Origin of the sequence: Amycolatopsis ponsaeliensis (assembly GCF_030182635.1) — a bacterium.
Classification (GTDB): Bacteria; Actinomycetota; Actinomycetes; order Mycobacteriales; family Pseudonocardiaceae; genus Amycolatopsis; species Amycolatopsis ponsaeliensis.
On the sequence record NZ_JAPZLD010000076.1, the window covers coordinates 12942 to 34234 of the forward strand.

The 21293-nt window shown below is 72.2% G+C and carries 13 protein-coding genes and 1 riboswitch; of the genes, 3 read left to right on the forward strand and 10 right to left on the reverse strand.

The window, feature by feature from the left end:
* The 7 genes from QQ657_RS52860 to QQ657_RS52890 form a co-directional block, all read right to left on the reverse strand.
* A complete protein-coding gene (locus tag QQ657_RS52860; RefSeq protein ID WP_284750065.1) occupies positions 1-1215 on the reverse strand; it encodes a hypothetical protein in 1215 nt (404 codons plus the stop codon).
* Positions 1212-2687 (reverse strand): dynamin family protein, encoded by a 1476-nt coding sequence (locus QQ657_RS52865; RefSeq protein WP_284750066.1) that lies wholly within the window; start codon positions 2685-2687, stop codon positions 1212-1214. The genes QQ657_RS52860 and QQ657_RS52865 overlap by 4 nt, the downstream gene beginning before the upstream one ends.
* Entirely contained in the window at positions 2684-4537 is a 1854-nt protein-coding gene (locus tag QQ657_RS52870) for a dynamin family protein (RefSeq protein ID WP_284750067.1), read from the reverse strand. Before QQ657_RS52870 ends, QQ657_RS52865 begins: the two co-directional genes overlap by 4 nt.
* 54 nt (positions 4538-4591) lie before the next feature.
* A complete protein-coding gene (locus QQ657_RS52875) occupies positions 4592-6097 on the reverse strand; it encodes a putative sodium/potassium/calcium exchanger (RefSeq protein WP_284750068.1) in 1506 nt (501 codons plus the stop codon).
* Between the two features lie 130 nt (positions 6098-6227).
* Entirely contained in the window at positions 6228-8798 is a 2571-nt protein-coding gene (locus tag QQ657_RS52880) for a helix-turn-helix transcriptional regulator (RefSeq protein ID WP_284750069.1), read from the reverse strand.
* Between the two features lie 215 nt (positions 8799-9013).
* Positions 9014-9619, reverse strand: a complete 606-nt coding sequence (locus QQ657_RS52885) for a hypothetical protein (RefSeq protein WP_284750070.1) — start codon at positions 9617-9619, stop codon at positions 9014-9016.
* A 4-nt stretch (positions 9620-9623) separates the two neighbouring features.
* Positions 9624-10058: an LppU/SCO3897 family protein gene (locus QQ657_RS52890; RefSeq protein WP_284750071.1), complete on the reverse strand. Its 435-nt coding sequence runs from the start codon at positions 10056-10058 to the stop codon at positions 9624-9626.
* 143 nt (positions 10059-10201) lie between these two features.
* On the opposite strand from QQ657_RS52890, the gene QQ657_RS52895 reads away from it, so the two are divergent.
* On the forward strand, positions 10202-11608 hold the full coding sequence (locus tag QQ657_RS52895) for a PI-PLC domain-containing protein (protein ID WP_284750072.1): 1407 nt from the start codon (positions 10202-10204) through the stop codon (positions 11606-11608).
* Positions 11609-11708: 100 nt separating this feature from the next.
* Here QQ657_RS52895 and QQ657_RS52900 read toward each other — a convergent pair whose 3' ends face one another.
* On the reverse strand, positions 11709-13592 hold the full coding sequence (locus tag QQ657_RS52900; protein WP_284750073.1) for a hypothetical protein: 1884 nt from the start codon (positions 13590-13592) through the stop codon (positions 11709-11711).
* 200 nt (positions 13593-13792) lie between these two features.
* Between QQ657_RS52900 and QQ657_RS52905 the strand changes: the two genes are divergently transcribed.
* Positions 13793-14950, forward strand: coding sequence for an FAD-dependent monooxygenase (locus QQ657_RS52905; RefSeq protein WP_284750074.1), 1158 nt, complete (start codon positions 13793-13795; stop codon positions 14948-14950).
* Here the strand turns inward: QQ657_RS52905 and metH are convergent.
* Entirely contained in the window at positions 14932-18585 is a 3654-nt protein-coding gene (metH, locus tag QQ657_RS52910) for a methionine synthase (protein WP_284750075.1), read from the reverse strand. The genes QQ657_RS52905 and metH overlap by 19 nt on opposite strands.
* Before the next feature lie 14 nt (positions 18586-18599).
* Positions 18600-18678, reverse strand: a riboswitch (S-adenosyl-L-homocysteine riboswitch).
* A gap of 249 nt (positions 18679-18927) precedes the next feature.
* Between metH and QQ657_RS52915 the strand changes: the two genes are divergently transcribed.
* A complete protein-coding gene (locus tag QQ657_RS52915; protein WP_284750076.1) occupies positions 18928-19788 on the forward strand; it encodes a TIGR03619 family F420-dependent LLM class oxidoreductase in 861 nt (286 codons plus the stop codon).
* Between the two features lie 73 nt (positions 19789-19861).
* Here QQ657_RS52915 and QQ657_RS52920 read toward each other — a convergent pair whose 3' ends face one another.
* Positions 19862-21070, reverse strand: a complete 1209-nt coding sequence (locus QQ657_RS52920; RefSeq protein WP_284750077.1) for a GNAT family N-acetyltransferase — start codon at positions 21068-21070, stop codon at positions 19862-19864.
* Positions 21071-21293 lie beyond the last annotated feature (223 nt).

Genomic DNA, 21293 nt, shown 5'->3' on the forward strand with positions numbered 1-21293 from the left:
TCAGCCTCCGCCGCCGGTGTGCGCGTGATCGAAAGTCGGGTGCTCGTCCGGAACCCGCTCGGGTTCCTCGACGTGCGTTCGGTGCTCTTGGTGTTCTTCGTGCGGCGGCGGACCGGGTGGTTCCGGTGGCGGCTCGTCGTGGGGCTCCGGTGGCGGCTCGTCCGGCACGCGGTCCGGCTCGTGGTGCCGCGGCGGCTCGAACGGGTGCTCCTTCTCCGCCGGGTGCGCCCGGGTGCCCGTGACCTCGCCGGCGTCGTGGTGCTTCGGCTCGGGTTCGGTGGCGAAACTGTGCTTCGCCACCGGGTGCTCGGCGAGCGAGTTCGACGCCGCCAGCGTCGTCTCGACCGCGATCGGCTGCGGCACCGGCGTGTCCACTGTGGACGGCTGACGGCTGAACGTCACGACCGGCGGCGACGGCGTCCCGGGCAGCGACGGCGCCGGTGCGGTGACCTGCGCGGTCACCGTGGCGCCGCGGCCCTTGTCGGCGATCACCTCGGTCTGGTGGATGGTCGGCCCGGCCGGCTCGCCGAAGGGATCGTCGGCACTGGCCTGCTGGTCCACGGTGACCCCGACGTCGATGCCCGGCGGCCCGGTTTCGGCTTCGTCGAGGACGACCGTCTCCTCCTGGAACACCTCGATGTCGCCGTGCCCCGGCGCGTCCGGGGTGAGCTCGTAGGTCAGCGAACCTTCGTGCTCCACGGTGATCGTGCCGTCCGGGTTCTCGTGGATGACGATGTCGGCGTCCTGGACGATGTCGATGTCCGTGTCGCCCGGCGTCCCGTCTCCGGGCACGACGAGGTGCTGGTGGTCGGTGTACACCTCGTCCCGGCCGTTGGTGTGCACCACGAACCGCTCGGTCGCGTCGATGATGAAGTTGCCGAACTCGTCCTCGTGGACCTCGATCTGCTCGAACTCCTCGACGGTGGGCAGGTCCTTCAGCGGCAGGCCGTCGGTGGTCTCCGGGTGCCAGACCGTGCCGGTCTGGGCTTCGACGTGACCGTCCTCGCCCCGCGTGACGGTGCTGGTCTCGACCTGCGGCACGTACTCGTGGGCGGGGACGTCGTGCGGGGCCTGCGCGGCGGCCGGTTCCGGCTGCGGCGGCGGGGCCGGCGAGCCGGACGCCCCGGGCGTGAGCGCGTTGCCCGCCACCTCCGACGCGACGGCGCCGGCGGCGGCCGCGGCCGCCTTCTTGATCTTCTTCGGCAGCTCGTTCACGACAAGACCTCCGCCCGGGCTTCGCTGAGCAGGATTCCTTCACAGGTGCGCACCAGCACCCGGGCCGCGTCGCGGACGTCACGCGGGGACGCGGGGTGCTCGGCGCGCCGCTGCCACCTCAGCAGCTGCGCGCCGAGCGCCTGCCGGACCGCGGCGCGGCCCGCGTCCCCCGGCAGGTTCAGCCGGCTCGGCACGTCCACCCCGGCCGCGCCGAGCAGCCGTTCCGCGTCGCGGGCCTCGTCGGAGGTGAAGAGCACGACGCCGAGCCGGATCGAGTCGATCAGCTGGATCTCGGCGAACTCGTGCGCTCCCGCGACGATCCGCTCCCATTCGTGCAGCAGCCCGCCGGTGCGGTCCGGGTAGGCGCGCAGCACCTGCTCCACCGCCTGGAGCGCCGAACGCGCCTTCAAGACGTCGGCCCGCGCGGCGAACTGGGTGGTCAGCAGGGACCGCAGGCGGTGCAGGCCGCTGCGGGCCAGCAGCTCGCCCGACAGCGCCCGCGCGCCGGTCACCAGGCCGTCACGGATCAGCCCGACCGCCAGCCGGACGCCGAACAGGCCGTAGCGGGCCAGCAGCTCGGCGCGCTCGGCGGCCGGGACGTCCACTTCGGACTCCGCGCGGGCGAACCGGTCGGCCGACGTCAGCAGCCGCGCCACCTCCGCCTCCGGCGCGGCGGCCAGCAGCCGGAACGCGCGGTACTCGGACTCCTTCAGCGACGCGGCGGAGCTGGCCAGCAGGCCGGCCACCGGGACCACGGTCTGGCAGAGCCCCCGGACGCGGGAGTCGCGGGCGTAGCGGTCGGCGATCTTCGCCGCCGAGTCGAGCGCGTCGGTCCTGGCGTGCCCGACCTCGTCGGCCCGCGACAGCACGCCGATGGTGTTCACCGGGCGCCGCTGCGCCGGGTCGTCGTGGAAGGCGTCGAGGAACCGGACGTCGTCGCCGTGGACGTGGCGCATCAGGTACACCACGGCGTCCGCGGTGCCGACGCCGTCGCCCTCGGGGACCAGCGCCACTTCGGTGCGGCCGGACACCTCCGAGCGCACCGAGCCCAGCCCGGGCGTGTCGATCAGGGTCATCGCCCGCAGTGCCGGCGACGGCCAGTCGACGACGAGCCGGTCGACGTCGCCGGGCGCCATGCCGAGCTCGAGGCCGAGGGTGCCGGACAGCCGCCCGAACGGCAGCTGGCGGGGCATCCCGCGGACCGGGTGCAGCATGATCCGGTAGGTCGGGCCGTTGCGGTACCAGGTGACGACGCGGGTGCACTCCCCCGCGTCCGTCGCCGCCAGCTCCTGGCCGACGAGCGCGTTGAGCAGCGTGGACTTGCCGGCCTTGACGCGCCCGGCGATGGCGACGCGCAGCGGCTCGGCCAGGCGGCCGGCGATCTGCCGCAGCTGCGGCTCGGCGGGCGTGCCGGCGTACCCGGCGCACGCACGGGCGACGAACCCGCGGACCTGGACGTAGAGCGGGGTCATCGCGTCACCGCCGGGACGGGCTTGGGCGCGGCTTTGGAGGCGCTGCGCAGGGTGAGCTCGTCGGCACGGCGGCCGAGCACCTCGAGGGCTTCGATGTCGGCCTCCAGGCGTTTCAGCTCGCCCGACTCGGCGTCGTCCTCGACGACCGCCTTCTTCGCGCTCGCCAGCGCTTCGGTGAGGGACCGCTGCAGTTCCTCGACGCGCGCGCTGTAGGCGTCACGGAGTTCTCGCTGGACGATCCGCATCGCGTCGCGGGAGTCCTTGCCGACCTGGAGGTTGAACTCGTCGACGAACCGGCGCACGGCCGTCTTGGCCAGGCCGCGGCGCTTTTCCAGCTGCCGCTTGCGTTCGTCCATGAAGCCGGAGCGGCCCATGAGCAGGCCGGCCGCGACCCCGAACGGCGTGGGGATGGCCAGCGCGGCCATCTTCGTGAGCATGGAGAACATCAGGAAGCCGCTGTAGGCCTTCTGGAACGCGGCCATCCCGGTGGTGCCGCGGGTCTTGACGCCGGTGAACGACGAGTCGATGTCGATCTCCTCGACGACCTGGACCGGCGCCTGCACCTCGCGCGGCAGCACGGCCTGGGACTCGGCGAGCTCGAAGTGCTCGGCGACGCGGGACGCGATCCCGCGGGCCTGCTTGATGAACGTCGCGTAGTTCTCGAGCGTCTCGTTCGCGAGCCGCTGGCGCAGCCACTTCTCGAACTCGGCCCAGTTCTTGGCCGGATCGCCGTCCTCGATGGCCTCCTCGGCCTCGTGCAGGACGCCGCGGGAGCGGGCGCGCAGGTCGTAGTCCACATCGGACGAAATGTCGGCGAAACCGTCGAAGAGCAGCTGCTGCCACTTCGAGGACTGGCTGCGCAGCGCGTCGACGCGGTCGTTGACCCGGGTCAGCTCCGTGACGAGCGCGGCGGACTGCTCGGGGTGGGCGAGCGACGTGCGGCGGGCGCGCAGGGCCGCGTTGAGCTGGCCGACCGCGGACCCGACGTGCAGGCCGACGGCGTTGAGCGCCGAGCGTTCGGCGTCACCGACCACGCCCTGCAGGAACTTGACCAGCTGCGGGAACCCGGATTCGACGTTCAGCTCCTGGTCGGCCGAGCGCGCCGCGACGGTGCGCAGCTCCGAGGAGACGGCGACGGTGTCGATGGCGATCCCGCACGCTGCGAGGTGGCCGGCGTTGAGCTCGAGGATGCGCCGCCACTGCGGGTAGAGGTCGATCTTGGTGAGGACGAAGAAGACGCTCGGGCACAGTTCTTTCACCGTCCGCAGGAACCGCAGCTCGGCGGCGGTCAGCTCCTGCGAGGCGTCGGAGAGGAAGAGGACGGCGTGCGCCCGCGGCAGCGAGCTGACCGTGACGGCGTTGTGCAGCGAGCCGAGGCCGCCGACGCCGGGGGTGTCGACCAGCACCAGCCCGCCGGAGAGCAGCTGGCGGCTGATCGACGCGGTGACGGACTTGAGCTTGCGGACGTTGCCCGGGTTCCCGGCTTCGCTGACGTGGGTGGGCAGGTCCTCGAGGGAGATCCGCTCGGTCCACGGCGGCGACGACGGGTCGGCCGGCTCGTAGGTCGCCAGAGCCCCGGACTCCGGCGCGAACCGGACGACCGTCGGCACCGCGGTCGCGATGTCGTCGTCGACCGGGCAGATCTTCGCGGTCAGCAGGGCGTTGATGAGCGAGCTCTTGCCCTGCTTGAACTCCCCGACGACGTAGACGGTGACGTCGGGCTCGGACAGCAGGCGCCGGGCGTCGGTGAGGCGCTGGACGAGATCGTCCCGCCCGTAGGCCTTCGCCCCCTTGACCGCGAGGTCGAGGGTGTCGAGGGCGATGTGCCCCCCGCCGCTCGGCTCCTGCATGACCGCTCCTCGTGCTTGCTCACTCACTTACTTGCCTACTTGCGTGGCGCCGGCTCAGTAGTGGTCGGCGTCGTGGTGGCCGTGGTCGGCGTGGTGGTCGTGGTGCTGCTCGCCACCGTGGTGGTGCTCGTGCTCGCGCTCGTGGCCGTGGTGCTCGGTGGACGCCTGCTCGTTGAACTGGTTTCCGCCGTGGTGGCCGCTCGCGCCCTGTTCGTTCTGGAAGATGTTGCCGTGGCCGCCCGTGGAGGCCTGCTCGTTGAACTGGTTGCCACCGTGACCGCCCGAGCCTTGCTCGTTCTGGAAGATGTTGCCGTGGCCGCCGGTCGAAGCCTGCTCGTTGAACTGGTTGCCCCCGTGACCGCCGGAACCCTGCTCGTTCTGGAAGATGCTCCCGTGGCCGCCCGTCGAGGCCTGCTCGTTGAACTGGTTGCCCCCGTGACCGCCCGAACCCTGCTGGTTCTGGAAGATGTTGCCGTTGCCGCCAGTGGAGGCCTGCTCGTTGAACTGGTTCCCGCCGTGACCGCCGGAACCCTGCTCGTTCTGGAAGATGTCCCCGCCGCGACCGCCGGTCGAGGCCTGCTCGTTGAACTGGTTGCCCCCGTGGCCACCGGAACCCTGCTGGTTCTGGAAGATGTCGCCACCGCGGCCACCCGTGGACGCCTGCTCGTTGAACTGGTTGCCACCGTGGCCACCCGAGCCCTGCTCGTTCTGGAAGATGTCTCCCACGCCGCCCGTGGAGGCCTGCTCGTTGAACTGGTCGCCACCGTGACCGCCCGAGCCCTGCTCGTTCTGGAACACGTCACCGTGGTGGCCGGCGGACGCCTGCTCGTTGAACTGGTTGCCGCCGCGGCCGGAGCCTTGCTCGTTCTGGAAGATGTCGCCGCCACGGCCGCCCGTCGAGGCCTGCTCGTTGAACTGGTTGCCACCGTGGCCACCGGAACCCTGCTCGTTCTGGAAGATGTCCCCGCCACGGCCACCGGTCGAAGCCTGCTCGTTGAACTGGTTCCCACCCGAACCGCCCGAACCCTGCTCGTTCTGGAAGATGTCCCCGCGGCCACCGGTCGAAGCCTGCTCGTTGAACTGGTCGCCCCCGTGGCCACCGGAACCCTGCTCGTTCTGGAAGATGTCGCCACCGCGGCCACCCGTCGAGGCCTGCTCGTTGAACTGGTCGCCCCCGTGACCGCCCGAGCCCTGCTCGTTCTGGAAGATGTCCCCGCGACCACCCGTGGACGCCTGCTCGTTGAACTGGTTCCCGCCGTGGCCACCCGAGCCCTGCTGGTTCTGGAAGATGTCCCCGCCACGCCCGCCGGTCGAAGCCTGCTCGTTGAACTGGTTCCCACCGGAACCACCCGAACCCTGCTCGTTCTGGAAGATGTCCCCACCGCGGCCATCGGTCGAAGCCTGCTCGTTGAACTGGTTCCCATCGGAACCACCGGAACCCTGCTCGTTCTGGAAAATATTCCCCGAACCCCCGGTGGAAGCCTGCTCGTTGAACTGATTACCCCCGGATCCACCCGAACCCTGCTCGTTCTGGAAAACGTCGCCCGATGAAGTCGTCATCCTGTGCACTCCTGACATTCGGATCGGTGAAGCCCACGCCCCTCCGTTGTCATCCAGTCTTGGGCCGGAAGGCGCCCCGGTCATGAGTAGCGGCCTACTCGGCTTCCGCACGACCGCCGCCGCGGACTACCTATGGGCCGTCGCCGGGACTACTCCCCGAGACGAGCGGGCCTACCACCGAAGCCAGCTCGCGCCGCCCGGAAATACCCAGCTTCGCGTAAACCCCGTGCAGCACGTTGTCGACCGTGCGCACCGAAACCACGAGCCGGTCCGCTACCGCGCGGCTCGTCAACCCCGTTGCCACCAAGCGGGCGATCTCCAGCTCGCGGACCGTCAGATCCAATGGTGTGTCCAGTGAGGAAAGAGCCGGCGTCGCAGCGTCCTCACAGGACGCCAGCCACGCCCGGGCCCGCTGGGCCGACATCGCCGCGCTGCCGTTCTTGCCCTCCAGGCGATACACCCGCGCCGCCTGGGCCGAGGCCTCCGCCGCCAGCAACCGCGCGCCCGCGTCGGCGAACGACGCGGCCACCGTGTCCAGCGCCGAAGCGTCCGAGACGGCCGAAGCGTGGGCCGAGTAGAGCTCCGCCATCCCGCCCACCGACGGGATCTCACCCGGCTCGCCCCCGAGCCGGACCAGGTCGTGGCGGATCTCGGCGGCGACCGCGAGCCTGCCGTCTTCCGACGCGACCGATGCGGCGGAAGCACCCAGCTCCAGCGCCCGGGTCAGCTCGCCCCGCGCGGCTGCCACCCACGCGCCGTCCCAGTCGCCGAGGGGCTCCGCCACCCGTCCGCTCATCGCCGTCGCCCGCACCAGCGCCGCGGCGACGGCGGGGCGGAACTCGTGCGGCTGGTCGTGCGCGTCCGCCGCGAGGGCCTCCCGCAGCCAGCGGATCGCGCCGCGGACGTTGCCGTAGGCGAGCGCGACCGTCCCGAGGGACGCCGCCGCACCCGCGACCGCCGGACCCCACCGGTCCCGGACGGCGTCCCGGTAGTCGTCCCCGGCCCGGTCCTCGGCCTCCTCGAGCCGGCCGGCCCGGCACAGCGCGACGATCCGCGCGTGCTCCAGCCGGACCCTCGCCCCGGGCGCCGACGCGTCCGAGATCCGCTCCGCGATCGCCAGGCCCTCGTCGACGACGCCGAGGCACGCCTCCGTCCGGCCGGTCGAAGCCAGCGCCCCGGCCGCGGCCACCAGCGCCGCGAGCCGCAGGGCGTCGCCGCGGCGGTTGCGGTCCAGCACCGGCCCGAGCAGGTCCAAGGCCTCGCGTGACGCCCCCGCCGCCGCGCGCAGGGCCGCCCGGGCGGTCGCCAGCTCGTCCGACGCCACCGCACCGGAGACGGCCGTCTCCGCGGTGTCCAGCACCGCGGCTGCCTCCTCGGACCGGTTCAGGCCGAACGCCAGGTTCCGGGCCCGAGTGGCGGCGACGCGGGCGTGCTGCGCGTCCGAGACCGTTTCGCCCGCGAGCTCCGCGAGCAGCGAGTCGGCGTCGGCGTGCCGCCCGCCCGCGACCCGCACCTGGGCGAGCAGGAACTTCGCGCCGAAGCCGCCGCCCATCCGGACGGCTTCGGCCGCCAGCTGCTCGGCCTGCGGGAAGTCCTTGCGCAGCAACGTCTCCGCCGCGGCCCGGATCAGCTGCGGGTCGGTCGGCAGCCCGGCGGCCAGCCGCCAGCGCACCAGCCGCGGCTTGTCCTCGGCGCGGCGCGCGCCGGTGAGGTCGAGGGTCTGCGCGAGGATCCGGTAGGTGTCGCGCTGGCGCAGCGGCGACGTCCGGCGCCGGATCACGTCGGCGTAGAGCGGGTGCGCGAGGCGGACGTTCAGCCGCCGCCCGGTCCGTTCCGAAACGACCAGCCCGGCCTGCTCGGCCCAGGCGAGGACGCGCGCGGCGCCGATCCGCACCAGCGGTTCGGCGCCCAGCGTCTCCCCGAAGGCGAGCAGCTCCAGCAGCCGCCGCTCGTCGGCGTCGACCCGGTCGATGCGGGTTTCGATCAGCTCCACCAGCCGCGGGGTCGCCAGCAGGGCCCCGCTCCACCGCCACACGCCGTCCTCGGCCGACAGCGAGCCGCTGTCGAGCCCGCCCTGCACCAGCTCGCGCAGGAACAGCGGGTTGCCCAGCGTCAGGTGCCAGAGCCGGTGCTCCGCGCCGTCGTCGAGCCGGCCGCCGAGCGCCGCGGTGATCAGCTCGGTGGTCTTCGGGCGGGTGAGCTCGCCGACGTCGAGGCGCTCGGCGACGCGGTCCTTCCACATCGCGAACACCGGGTCGGGCACGCTCACACCGTGCGGCGCGATCACGATCACGAACGCCGACGCGGTCGCGGCCAGCTGGTGCACCAGGGTCGCGGACAGGTCGTCGAGCAGGTGCGCGTCGTCGACGCACAGCACCAGCCGGCGCCCCTCCGCGCCGCGGGTGAGGTGCCCGGCGACCTGGTTGAGCCGGTGCGCGCGGTCCCCCGTGCCGTCGGCGCTGCCGGGCAGGAGGTGGGCGAAGGCGCCGAACGGGATCGTCGAGGCCGACGACATCGCGCGCACCCAGTGCGTGCGCGCCCCGTCGCCGGCCAGCTCGGCCAGCAGCACCTTGGCCAGCCGGGTCTTGCCGGCGCCCGCCCGCCCGGTCAGCAGCAGCCCGCACACCTCGGGATCACCCAGTGCCCGGCGCGCGAACGCCAGCTCCTGTTCGCGGCCGACCAGCGGCCAGTCGTTCGCCACACTCACTGCCTCCCCAACCCCTCACGGGCCCCTCACGGGCTTGCCGGTGCCCGCGCACACTTGTTCCTCGGATAATGACTACGCACCGCCCGGCCAAGTACCGAATCCGCGCGGCGATTTGGCATAAATCGATGAACGGTGCCGCAAATGCGACACAACGGACACTCGATCTCCGATTTCGTGAACGTTTCCCGACTATTCCGCAGAATTCGTGATCAATGACTTCCCCGTGATTCTTTTTCGTGGGCGACCATCATTCCTAAGACGCGCGGGAGGACCACCGCGTTCCAGCCCGCCATCGCGGTGGCGAGCTCCGGCTCCGGGCCGCCCGTCCACACGCGCACCTCGCCCGCGCGCAGGTCGATGCCGAGCACGCCGGCCCACGGCACCTTCGGCGCGAACCACCGCCGCCGGCGCAGCCCCTCGGCGTCCGCGTCGATCCGCGGGTGCCCGCCCCCGCCGAACCGGGCGGTGGCGCCGGCCGTGATGGCGTCGACCGCGGTGCGCGCGATCCGCGGGCAGGCCGCCGATTCGACCAGTTCGACCAGCCGCCGCCACGTCTCGCGGGCGTCTTCGAGCTCGCTGCCGCCGCGGAACGCGTCGAACACGAACCGGCTCCGCACCGGGCCGTGGGCCAGGCCCAGCGCGTAGCTGGCCTGGTGCGGCCGGGCCGCCGCGTGGTAGGCGACCCGGTCCACTTCCGCCAGCCGGAAGACCCGGTCACCGATGACGATCACGTCACCCGCCGCGGCGAGCGTGCGCCCGCCGCTGCGAACCCGGACCTCGCCGGAGCCGGTGAACGAGAACTTCCCGCCCGCCATCGCGCTACTTGCCGGTCTTCGCCAGGCAGAGCACGACGCCGGTCTCGCCCTCCTTGCCCTGCCAGAACACCTGGTCGGCGTCGGGGTACGGCGTGCACGCGCTGATCTGCGCCTCGATCTGCGTCTTGTCCTCGACCCGCGCGACGACCTTGAGCGTCGCCTCGGGCGTTCCGCAGTCGACGATCTTCACGTAGTTCTCGCCGCTTTCGGTGACGCAGTTGCCGACCTGGGCGTTCTCGCCGTTGGACCGGGTGGCCACCCAGACCAGCGCGAGGATCGCGGCGACGACGACCAGGAACACGGTGAGCACGATCTTCTGCCGCTTCTTCGACTTCTTCGGCGAGGCGGGCGGCTGCGGAGGCGGCGGGCCGGGCATCCCCGCCTGCGGCGGCACCGGCCGCGTCGGATCCGGGTACTGGGGTCCGCCTGTCTGGGTCATGGTGTTTCCTCCCTCGAACGTCCTGCTGTCGCCTTCTAGGCGTTCCACTCGCGTTCCACGACGTTCCACCGGATGTTCGAGACAACGACCGCTCCGGACGGCCAGGATGATCGGCACCCCGCTCCCGACGTGAGGACCCGAGGATGACCCGACTGCCCGCCTTGGCCGTCACTGCTCTGACCACCGCCGCCCTGCTGACCGGCGGAACCGCCGAAGCGGCGAGCCCGCCGTTCACCGGCTCGGTCTTCCGCGCCACGCACAACAGCTACTCGGGCAGCGTCGACGGCGCGAAGAACTCGATCGCCTACCAGCTCGACCACGGCGTCCGGTTCATCGAGTTCGACATCCACGACAACGGCTACGCCACGACCCACGACTACGGCGTCGGCCACGACTCGCCCGGCAACGCCGTCGACCACAGCGGCGGCAACCCGGCGTCGAACAACCTGCGGGACTGGCTGAGCACGGTCAACACCTGGTCGGCGGCGCACCCGGCGGCCGCGCCGATCGTCGTCATGCTCGACCTCAAGGACGACCTGACCGACAACGCGAACTTCGCCGAGGGCAACCTCGTCGCGGTCAACCAGGAGCTGGAGTCGGTGTTCGGCAGCCGGCTGCTGCGGGCGCAGGACTACCCGGCCGGCTCGCCGACCGTGGACGCGCTGCGCGGGCGTGTGCTGCCGCTGCTCTCGGGCGACGGCGGCAGCCGCAGTGAGTACAAGCGCGACGTCGGGTACCACCCCGCGGTCGCGCTGAACGGCCGTGGCCAGATCGTCGAGGTGCACGACTCCGGCGGCGGCGCGCTCTGGTACTGGACCGGGACCTACGGCGCCGACGGCCGCGTCACCTGGCTGCGGCACGGCAAGTACGACAGCGGCCAGACCCCCGCCGTCGCGCTCAACGACAACGGCGACCTCGTCGAGGTCCACCAGTCGCAGGGCGCGAGCACGCTCTGGTATCACGTCGGCAAGCTCGGCACCGACGGCGAGATCACCTGGCAGGCCAGCCACCAGTACGACAACGGCGTCCAGCCGACCGTGGCCTTCACCGACGCGACGCACCTGCGGGAGATCCACCAGAGCCAGAGCGGCAGCCAGAACTGGAGCTGGAACGGCACCCTGTCGGCCACCACAGTGGCGTGGACCGGCAACGCCAAGACGTCCGACGCGCGGTTCGCCAAGGACACCGCCACCAACGGCACCCGGCGCGTGAAGGTGTGGACCGGCGCCGACGGCCCGACGCCGTCGAACACCCTGCGCGCGGACACCGCGAGCGTCACCGGCGACCGGATCCGCTACCGCCAGGTCGCGTTCGACGAGTTCCAGAAGGGCGACAGCGCGGAGCTGCAGCAGGGCGCGCTGTTCTACGGGGCGCCCGCGACGGAGTCGGCGTTCATCACCTCGGCCCGCCAGTCGGGCAAGCTGGTCCGCGGCTGGGACTTCGACTCGGCGGACGACGCGACCACGCCGCTGGCGAGCTACCCGGCGACGAACCACCCGTACGACGCCTGGTACCAGACGCTGGTGACCCAGAACGGCGCGGTCGAGTAGGGGCCGCGAAAGGTCTTGAATGAGTCATTCAGGTCTTCGGAGGTCCTGAATGACTCATTCAAGACGCGTCAGCGGGGTGGGCGCGTCAGCGGGGTGGGTGTCAGCCGGGGTGGTAGGAGCAGCGGGTGCCGGTGTGGACGCCGTCGCGCAGGACGTCGCCGATCACCTCGTCCGCCGCCGCGATGCGGGTCAGCGCGCGGCGGATCGCCTTGCCCACCGCGATCCGCGCCTTCTCCTCCGCGCCCGCGAACTCGCGGACCCGGCCCGCGAGCCCCGCCGCGGCGGACAGTTCCCCGAGTAGCCAGTCGCGCTCGGTGCGCACCTTCTCCGCCCGGCCCGCGTCGTGGTTGGCCTCGTGCTCGTCGAGCTCGGCCTCGAGGTTCGCGAGCCAGCGCCGGTAGTGCGCGGTCGCTGTCTGGTCGAGCACCGGCTGCGTGGTCGTCACCTCGGCGACCACCCCGTGCGCCAGCTCGACCGCGGTCAGCTCGTGGCCCGGGTTGTCCAGCAGCGTCGCCAGGTAGCCCATGCCGACGCTGTGCTCGACCAGCGCGGACCGCCCGTCCAGGGCGAAGAGCCAGTGGCTGCCCTGCCGCCGGCAGGTGACCCGCCGATCCACGACGCGGTCCGCGAAGTCGGGCAGCACCATCCCGAGCTGCCCGGCCTCGCGCGTCGCCGCGGCCAGCTCCCGCGCGGCTTCGGCCGAACCGGGTCCCAGCGCTTGCGCGAGCCGCGCGCGGGACAGCGCCACGGCCGGCCAGTGGGCCAGCGCGAGGTTGTCACGCACCGCGGCCCGGAAGTGCTCCGTGGCGCGCTCGGTCTCGCCCGCGGTCAGCATCGCCACGCCCAGCGCGTGCTGCACGGAGCCGAAGCAGGCTACGGCGAGGCTGCCCATCACCGGCAGCCGCGCGAACGGCGTGAGCAGCGCGTACGCGGCGAGCGCCGACTCGACGTCGGAGAGCAGGTAGGCCGACTCGACGATCCCGTACATCGACACGAGCCAGCTGCTCGACCGCGGCAGCAGCGCCAGGTCCCGCCCGCGCAGCCGGGCCAGCGCGCCGGCCGCCTCGCGCTCGTCCCCGGCCGAAGCGGCGGAGACGGCCAGGCCGGCGACGAACGCGTTGTCCACCAAGCTGAGCGTCGGCGAATGCACCGTCTCCCGCAGCACCGGCAGCAGCTCGGCGACGCGGCCCTGGTACCAGCGCACCGCCCCGAGCTGCGCGGTGTACCAGCCGATCGCGTCGGCGTCCCCGGCCTGCTCGCCGCGCAGCGCACAGGCCGCCGCGCGGGCTTCGGCTTCGTCGAACCGGCCGGCGCGGATGCTGAGCATGACGTCGATCGCGTCGAGCACGAACCCGACCGCGAGGTGGTCGCGTTCGGCCAGCAGGCCACGCAGGTCGGCGAGCCCGCGCTGGGCGTGCTGGTCGCCGTCGAGGAAGAGGTCGACCGTGCGCCAGAGCATGCCCATCAGCAGGTCGCTGCGCCGGGCGGTGCGGAAGCCCTCGGTGATCAGCTCCTGCGCGAGCGCGCGGCGCTGACCGCCGTGGTCGGGGCCGAGCAGGCAGTGGTGGGCCAGGCTCGCGGCCTCGGCCCAGGCGACCGGGTCGCCCGCGCGCTTGGCTTCTTCGAGCACGGCGAGGATCGCATTGCTCTCCCCCGCCACGTAGTCGTCCTCGCCCGCGAGCCGGGCCTTGAGCCGCAGGGCCAGCGACGACCCCGGGTCGACCGCCGTACGGGCACTGCGCAGCCACGCCTGCAGCAGCGCCGCCGCGGGCGCGCTCCGGTGTTCGTGCACCCACAGTCCGCCCATGCCCAGCGCGGCGCGGGCCATCCCCGCCCCGTCGCACTCGGCCTCCGCGGCCCGGTACGCCCGGTCGAACCACTCCCGGCCGGCCCGCAGGTCGCCGTCGGCCTCGAGTGCGCGCTCCCCGTTGCGCAGCAGCTCACCGAGCGCGGTGGCCGCCGGTCGCGTTTCGCTGTCCAGCATCGCCGCCCCCTCTCCCCCCGGGAAATGGTGCCCGCGTCACCGGCTGGGGTCAACGTGCGAAAACCGGCGGGAATGCCCTGGTGACGGCCGGGAATTTTCCGCCGTCACGGTCCGCGTGCGGTCCATTCGCGACAGTCGCTGACGGCCGCCGTCAGCGGATCGCCAGGGACCGGTCAGCGCCGGCGGCGAAGCTCTGCGACATGAAGAACCTCCGCGTCCTGATCTCCGGCGCCAGCATCGCCGGCCCCGCCCTCGCCCTCTGGCTGGCCCGCTACGGCTGCACCGTCACCGTCGTCGAACGCGCGCCGTCGGTGCGCCCGGGCGGCCAGGCCGTCGACTTCAAGGGCGCCACCCACCGGACCGTCCTGGAGCGCATGGGCATCCTCGACGACGTCGTGGCCCGCCAGACCGGGGGCACCGACCAGACGATCATCGACGCCGGCGGGCGGCCGCAAGCCGTCATCCCCGGCGAGTTCACCGGCGGCGAGATCGAGATCCGCCGCGGCGACCTGGCCGACGTCCTGTACGAGCGCACCGCGGCGCGATGCGAGTACCTCTTCGGCGACACCATCACGTCGCTGACCGAGACGGCCGGCGGCGTCGACGTCACCTTCGCCAAGGCCGCGCCGCGCCGGTTCGACCTCGTCGTCGGCGCCGACGGCATCCACTCGAACGTCCGGCGGCTGGCCTTCGGCCCGGAAGGCGACTACGTCAACTTCCTCGGCCACTACTACGCCTTGGCCGAGCTGGGCGAGCCGGTCGACGGCGGCCAAGCCGTGATGTACAACGAGCCGGGCCGGATGGCCGCGGTCGGCGGGCCGAAGGCGTCGGCGTTCTTCGTCTTCGCCGCACCGGAGCTGGACTACGACCGCACCGACACGGACACCCAGCGGAAGCTGGTCGCCGCCGCCTACCGCGACGCCGGCTGGCGGGTGCCCGAACTGATCGAGAAGCTCCCGCAGGCTCGCGAGTTCTACCTCGACTCGCTCGCCCGCGTCACGATCGACCACTACTCGCGCGGCCGGGTCGTCCTGCTCGGCGACGCCGCCTACGGAAACACCCTCGGCGGGTTCGGCACCGGCCTGGCGATCGTCGGCGCGTACGTGCTCGCCGGCGAGCTGCTGGCCGCGAACGGCGACCACCACGTCGCCTTCGCGCGCTACGAAGAACTCTTCCGCGGCTACGCGAAGGTCTCGCAGCGCGGCAGCGCGGGCCCGTTCCTCGCGCCGCCGTCCCGGCTGCGGATCAAGCTGCGGGACCTGACGTTCAAGTCCCGCTTCCTGCTCCGCATGATGCTCAAGGCGACCGACAACTTCGCCACGGACATCGAGCTGAAGGACTACGCCTCGGGCTCGTAGGCCAGGTTCGGCCGCAGCCACTGCTCGACCTCGGACTGTTCGACGCCCTTGCGGCGCGCGTAGTCCTCGACCTGGTCGCGGCCGAGCCTGCCGACGGTGAAGTACTTCGATTCCGGGTGGGCGAAGATCAGCCCGGACACGCTCGCCGCCGGCGTCATCGCGAACGACTCGGTCAGCGCCATGCCCAGCTCGTCCGACCCGAGCAGCTCGAACAGCTCCCGCTTCTGGCTGTGGTCGGGGCTGGCCGGGTAGCCGAGCGCCGGGCGGATGCCGCGGAACCGCTCCGCATGCAGGTCTTCCAGCAGTGGTTCGGCGTCGGGCTCGAACCAGTCGCGGCGCGCCCGCAGGTGGATGTGCTCGGCGAACGCCTCCGCCAGCCGGTCGGCCAGTGCCTTGACCATGATCGCGCGGTAGTCGTCCTGCTCGGCCTCGTACTTCGCGGCGAGCTCGCCGGCACCGTGGATGGCGACCGCGAAGCCGCCGAGGTGGTCGCCCACCGGCGCGATGTAGTCGGCCAGGCAGCGGTTCGCGCGGTCCAGCGGCTTCGACGTCTGCTGCCGCAGCATCGGGAACCCGACGTGGGCGAAGTCCCCGTCGAGCAGGATGTCGTCACCCTCGCTGTGCGCCGGCCAGAACGCGTACGCGCCCTTCGCGCGGAAGCTGCCGTTCGCGATGATCTCGTCGAGCAGGGTGTTCGCGTCGTCGAACAGCTCGCGGGCGACCGGCTGCTCCAGGATGGCCGGGTACTTGCCCTTGAGCTCCCAGGCGAGGAACAGGAACTGCCAGTCGACCATCTCGCGCAGCTCGGCGATGCTCGGCTCGACGACGCGGCGGCCGGTGAACGCCGGGGTCGGCAGGCCGTCGAACGACACCTTCTCCGGGTTCGCCCTGGCCTGCTCGACGGTGAGCATCGGGCGGCGCTGCTTGTTCGCGTGCTGCTCGCGCAGCACGTCCTGGTCGGCCCGGTTCTTCTCGGCCAGCACGATCGACCGGTCCGGGTCGAGCAGGTCGGACACCACGCCGACCACCCGCGACGCGTCGAGGACGTGCACCGTCGCGTTGTCGTAGGCGGGCGCGATCTTGACCGCGGTGTGCTGGCGGGACGTCGTGGCGCCGCCGATCAGCAGCGGCAGCTTGAGGCCGCGGCGCTGCATCTCGGTGGCGACGTTGACCATCTCGTCGAGCGAAGGCGTGATCAGGCCGGACAGCCCGACGGCGTCGGCTCCTTCGGTGACGGCGATGTCGAGGATCTTCGCCGCCGGCACCATCACGCCGAGGTCGATCACCTCGTAGTTGTTGCAGCCGAGCACCACGCCGACGATGTTCTTGCCGATGTCGTGGACGTCGCCCTTGACCGTGGCGAGCACGACCTTGCCCTGCCCGCTGGACACCTGGGCGCGCCCGGCCAGCCGGGCTTCCTCCTTCTCGGCCTCCATGAACGGCTCGAGGTAGGCGACCGAGCGCTTCATGACGCGGGCGCTCTTCACCACCTGCGGCAGGAACATCTTGCCGGAGCCGAACAGGTCGCCGACGATCTTCATGCCGTCCATCAGCGGGCCTTCGATCACCTCGAGCGGCCGGGCCTTGACCTGGCGCGCCTCTTCGGTGTCCTCCTCGATGAAGTCGACGATGCCGTGGACGAGCGCGTGCGAGAGCCGCTCCTCCACGGTGCCTTCGCGCCACGACAGGTCCACGACGCGTTTGGTGCCGCTGCCCTTCACGTTCTCGGCGAAGCTCACCAGCCGGTCGGTGGCGTCCTCGCGGCGGTCGAAGAGCACGTCCTCGACCAGTTCGAGCAGGTCCTTCGGGATGTCCTGGTAGACCGCGAGCTGGCCGGCGTTGACGATGCCCATGTCGAGGCCGACCTGCACGGCGTGGAACAGGAACGCCGAGTGCATCGCCTCGCGCACGACGTCGTTGCCGCGGAAGGAGAACGACAGGTTCGAGATGCCGCCGCTGATGTGGACGCCCGGGCAGCGTTCCTTGATCCGGGGCAGCGCGTCGATGAACGCCTTCGCGTAGCCGTTGTGCTCGGCGATGCCGGTGGCGACGGCGAGGACGTTCGGGTCGAAGATGATGTCCTCGCCCGCGAACCCGGCCTCCTGCGTCAGCAGGTCGTACGCGCGGCCGCAGATCTCGACCTTGCGGTCGGCGGTGTCGGCCTGGCCCTGCTCGTCGAACGCCATCACGACGACGCCGGCGCCGTAGTTGCGGATGGTGCGGGCCTGGGCGAGGAACGGCTCCTCGCCTTCCTTGAGGCTGATCGAGTTGACGACGCCCTTGCCCTGCAGGCAGCGCAGGCCGGCTTCGAGCACGGTCCACTTGGAGCTGTCGACCATCACCGGGATCCGGGCCACCTCGGGCTCGGTGGCGATGAGGTTGAGGAACGTCGTCATCGCCTGCTCGGACTCGAGCAGGTCGGCGTCCATGTTGACGTCCAGCAGGTTGGCCCCGCCGCGGACCTGCTCCAGCGCGACGTCGACGGCGCCCTGGTGGTCGTCGGACTCGATGAGCCGCCGGAACCGCTTGGAGCCGGTGACGTTGGTGCGCTCGCCGATCATCACGAAGCCGGTGTCGGCACCGATGCCGAACGGCTCGAGCCCGCTGAACCGGGTGTGCGTCCGCGGCGCGGGCACCTCGCGGGGCGCGACGCCCTTCGCCGCGGCGGCGATCTTCGCGATGTGCGCCGGGCTCGTGCCGCAGCAGCCGCCGACCAGGTTGACCAGGCCTTCGCGGGCGAACCCGCCGATCAGCCCGGCGGTCTCGTCCGGCGTCTGGTCGTAGCCGCCGAACGCGTTGGGCAGCCCGGCGTTCGGGTGACAGGCGACGTAGGTGCCGGCGATCCGCGAGAGCTCCTCGACGTGCGGGCGCATCTCCTCGGCGCCCAGCGAGCAGTTGACGCCCACGACCAGCGGCTTCGCGTGCTCGATCGAGCTCCAGAACGCCTCGACGGTCTGGCCCGAGAGCGTCCGGCCGCTCAGGTCGACGATGGTGACCGAGATCCACAGCGGCAGGTGCGGCGCGACGTCGCGGGCGGCGGCGATGGCCGCCTTGCAGTTGAGCGTGTCGAAGATCGTCTCGATCATCAGCAGGTCGACGCCGCCTTCGGCGAGCCCGGCGATCTGCTCCGCGTACGCGGCCTTGACCTGCTCGAACGTCACCGCGCGGTACGCCGGGTCGTCGACCTTGGGCGAGAGGCTGAGCGTGACGTTCAGCGGGCCGATGGACCCCGCCACGAACTTCCCGCCCAGCTCGTCGGCGGCCTGCCGGGCCAGCTGCGCGCCGCGGACGTTCATCTCGTGGACGTGGTCCTGCAGCCCGTAGTCGGCCTGGCCGATGCTGGTGGCGGTGAAGGTGTTCGTGGTGGTGATGTCCGCGCCGGCCGCGAGGTACTGGCGGTGGACGTCGAGGATGACGTCCGGGCGGGTGAGGTTCAGCAGGTCGGGGTCGCCGGTGACGTCGTGGGTGTGCTCGCCGAAGCGGTCACCGCGGTAGTCGGCGGGGGTCAGCCCGGCGCCCTGCAGCATGGTGCCCCACGCGCCGTCGAGCACCGCCACCCGCTGCCCGAGCAGCTCGCGCAGGCGCGCGGTGGCTTCGGGCTCGCTGGGGGTTTCTCGCGGGGTGATCGGGTTCACCGGCAGCCTCCCTCATCCGGGAGGCGCCCTTGTTCGATGGATCCCGGTCGAGCGTGGCGGACCCGGTGGTCCGTTGCAGCGCCTCTCGACCTGTGGTCCACGGTACTGGAAACGGGCATACGCACGCCAACCAGCCCGGCCGTCGCGTCCACTGGCTGGGACACCGTGAGTCCACAATGGATTGCCAGGTCCACCCTGCCTCCGCATCTCCCGGGTACCCACCCCGGTCGCTTTGATCATCGCTCCGGCGCGACCGGATGTTACGCTCCGCGTCCGTGTTGCCACTTTTCGCACTCGCGACCGACCTTGAAAACTGAAACACGTTCTAATACGCTCCCTCGCGTGGACTACGGAATCGTGCTGTTCACCAGCGACCGAGGCATCACCCCGGCTTCCGCGGCGCGCGCGGCGGAAGCTGCCGGGTTCGCCACCTTCTACGTACCCGAGCACACTCACATCCCGGTCAAGCGCGAGTCACCGCACCCGCGAACGGGTGACGCGTCCCTGCCCGACGACCGCTACAGCCGCACCCTCGACCCGTGGGTGGCGCTGGCGACGGCGGCGGCGGTGACGTCGCGGATCCGGCTGTCCACGGCGGTGGCCCTCCCGGTGGAGAGCGACCCGATCACGCTCGCCAAGACGATCGCGAGCCTGGACCACCTGTCCGGCGGCCGCGTGACGCTCGGCACGGGCTTCGGCTGGAACGTCGACGAACTGACCGACCACGGCGTCCCGGGCAACCGCCGCCGCACGGCCCTGCGCGAGTACCTCGAAGCGATGAATGCACTGTGGACGTCCGAAGAGGCTTCGTACGACGGGGAGTTCGTCTCGTTCGGGCCGAGCTGGGCGTGGCCGAAGCCGATCCAGGCCCACATCCCGGTCCTGCTCGGCGCGGGCCCGACGGAGAAGACGTTCCGCTGGATAGCCCGCCACGCGGACGGCTGGATCACCACCCCGGCGGACTCCGACCTCGACGGCCACGTGGCGCTGCTGAAGGAGATCTGGGCCGCCGAGGGACGTTCGGGGGCGCCCCAGATCTGCGCCCTCGGCGAGCGGCCCGACCCGGACCGGTTGGCACACCTGGATTCCCTCGGCGTGACCGAGACGATCTTCGGGTTGCCGGACCGGTCGCCGGAGGAGGTCGAAGCTTGGATCGGCCGGCTGGCCGGCAAGCTCGGGCTCGCGGTCACCCCCGCTCTCTGAACGGGAAGGCTCCCTCGCCCTCGACGCCGAAGAGCGCACGCTCGACCTCCCGGTCACCCGCTCTCCGAACGGCTCAGAACCAGTGCAGGCAGTGCGGCTCCCGCTCGGCGCGGAACAGCGCGTCGGCGAGTAGCGGCGCCGCCGGGTGGTGGGCTCGGATGTGACCCGCCCGGACCAGCGTGCTCGGGGCGGTTCCGCCGAGGTACACCGAACCCAGGTCGCTCACGTCCAGGGACAGGTCGGGGTCCCGGTCCGTCGGGACGCACTCGGCCTTGCCGTCGCGGACCGTCAGCAGGTAGCGGCCGTGCTCGCCGGCGAACGGGTCGTCGACCTCGAGGACGAGCTCGCCGTCGGTCAGCCAGCCGCGGGCCGTCAGCGCCCGCGGGACGTCCAGGATCCGCACCCAGAGCCAGTCCGTTTCGTCGCTCGCCCGGGCCGCGCGGATGTCGGCCAGCTGCCAGCGCAGGGGGTGCCCGGGCGGGCACTGCCGGAACACGACCTCGGTCGCCAGGTCGTGGTCGAGCAGGAACCGGGCCAGGGCCGTCGCGACCGCGTCGTCCGCCGCGATCGTCTCGTCGACCGTCAAGGTGCCGGCGCCTTCGATCACGTAGGTGGCGTACCCGTCCGGGACGCCGTCCGCGTCGCGGTGGACGGCGACGTAGCGCGACGCCGGGGACACCGGTGGCCGCCCGGCGCCGCGGGCCCACCAGTGGTGCGGCCGGGACAGCGCGCCCGGCCGGGTCCGGCGGTAGCGGTCGTAGACGTCCTCCAGGATCTCGGCGCACTCGGCGCGCCGCAGCACCTCGATCGAGCCGGGCACCGGGACGGCCGCGCCCCGCGGGACGGCGAAGGCGGCCTGATGGCGCGGCACCGTCAGCCGGTGCGTCGTGGTCGCCGGCCCGTAGCCGAACCTGCGGTAGATGACGGCCTCGCTGGACAGCAGCACGGAAAGGAACTCCCCGCGCGCCCGGGCGTCGTCGAGGTGGTGACGCATCATCGCGGTGAGCACGCCCTGGCGCCGGTGCGAGGGCAGGACGCCGACGGCGGTCACGCCGGGGGCCGGGGTCACCACCGACCCGGGCAGGGTCAGCTCGAAGGAGTACGCGGCGGTGGTGCCGACGGGCCGGCCCTCGGCCGTCACGGCGAACAGGGCGCGGTCCATTTCCAGGGCCGACCAGACGCGGTCCCGCTCGGCCGGGGGCTCCGGGAAGCGCCCGAACGCCGCGAAGAGCGTGTCGATGAAGACGTCGCGGTCCTGCTCGGTCGTGGGACGGATCTCCATCGGCGGTGCTGCCTCCCTGGCTCGTGGTCCGGCCACAGTGCCGGGCCGCACCGCAGCCGGGCAAGCGAATAAGGCGGCGGGGGCCCGGCCCCAGCCGGGCCCCCCCCCCCCCCCCCCCCCGGGGCGCGGGGGGGGCGGCCCCCCCGCCGCCCCGGGGGGCGCGGGGCCCCGGGGCCGGGCCCCCGGGCCCCCGCGGGGGCGCGGGGGGGGGCCCCCCGCTGCC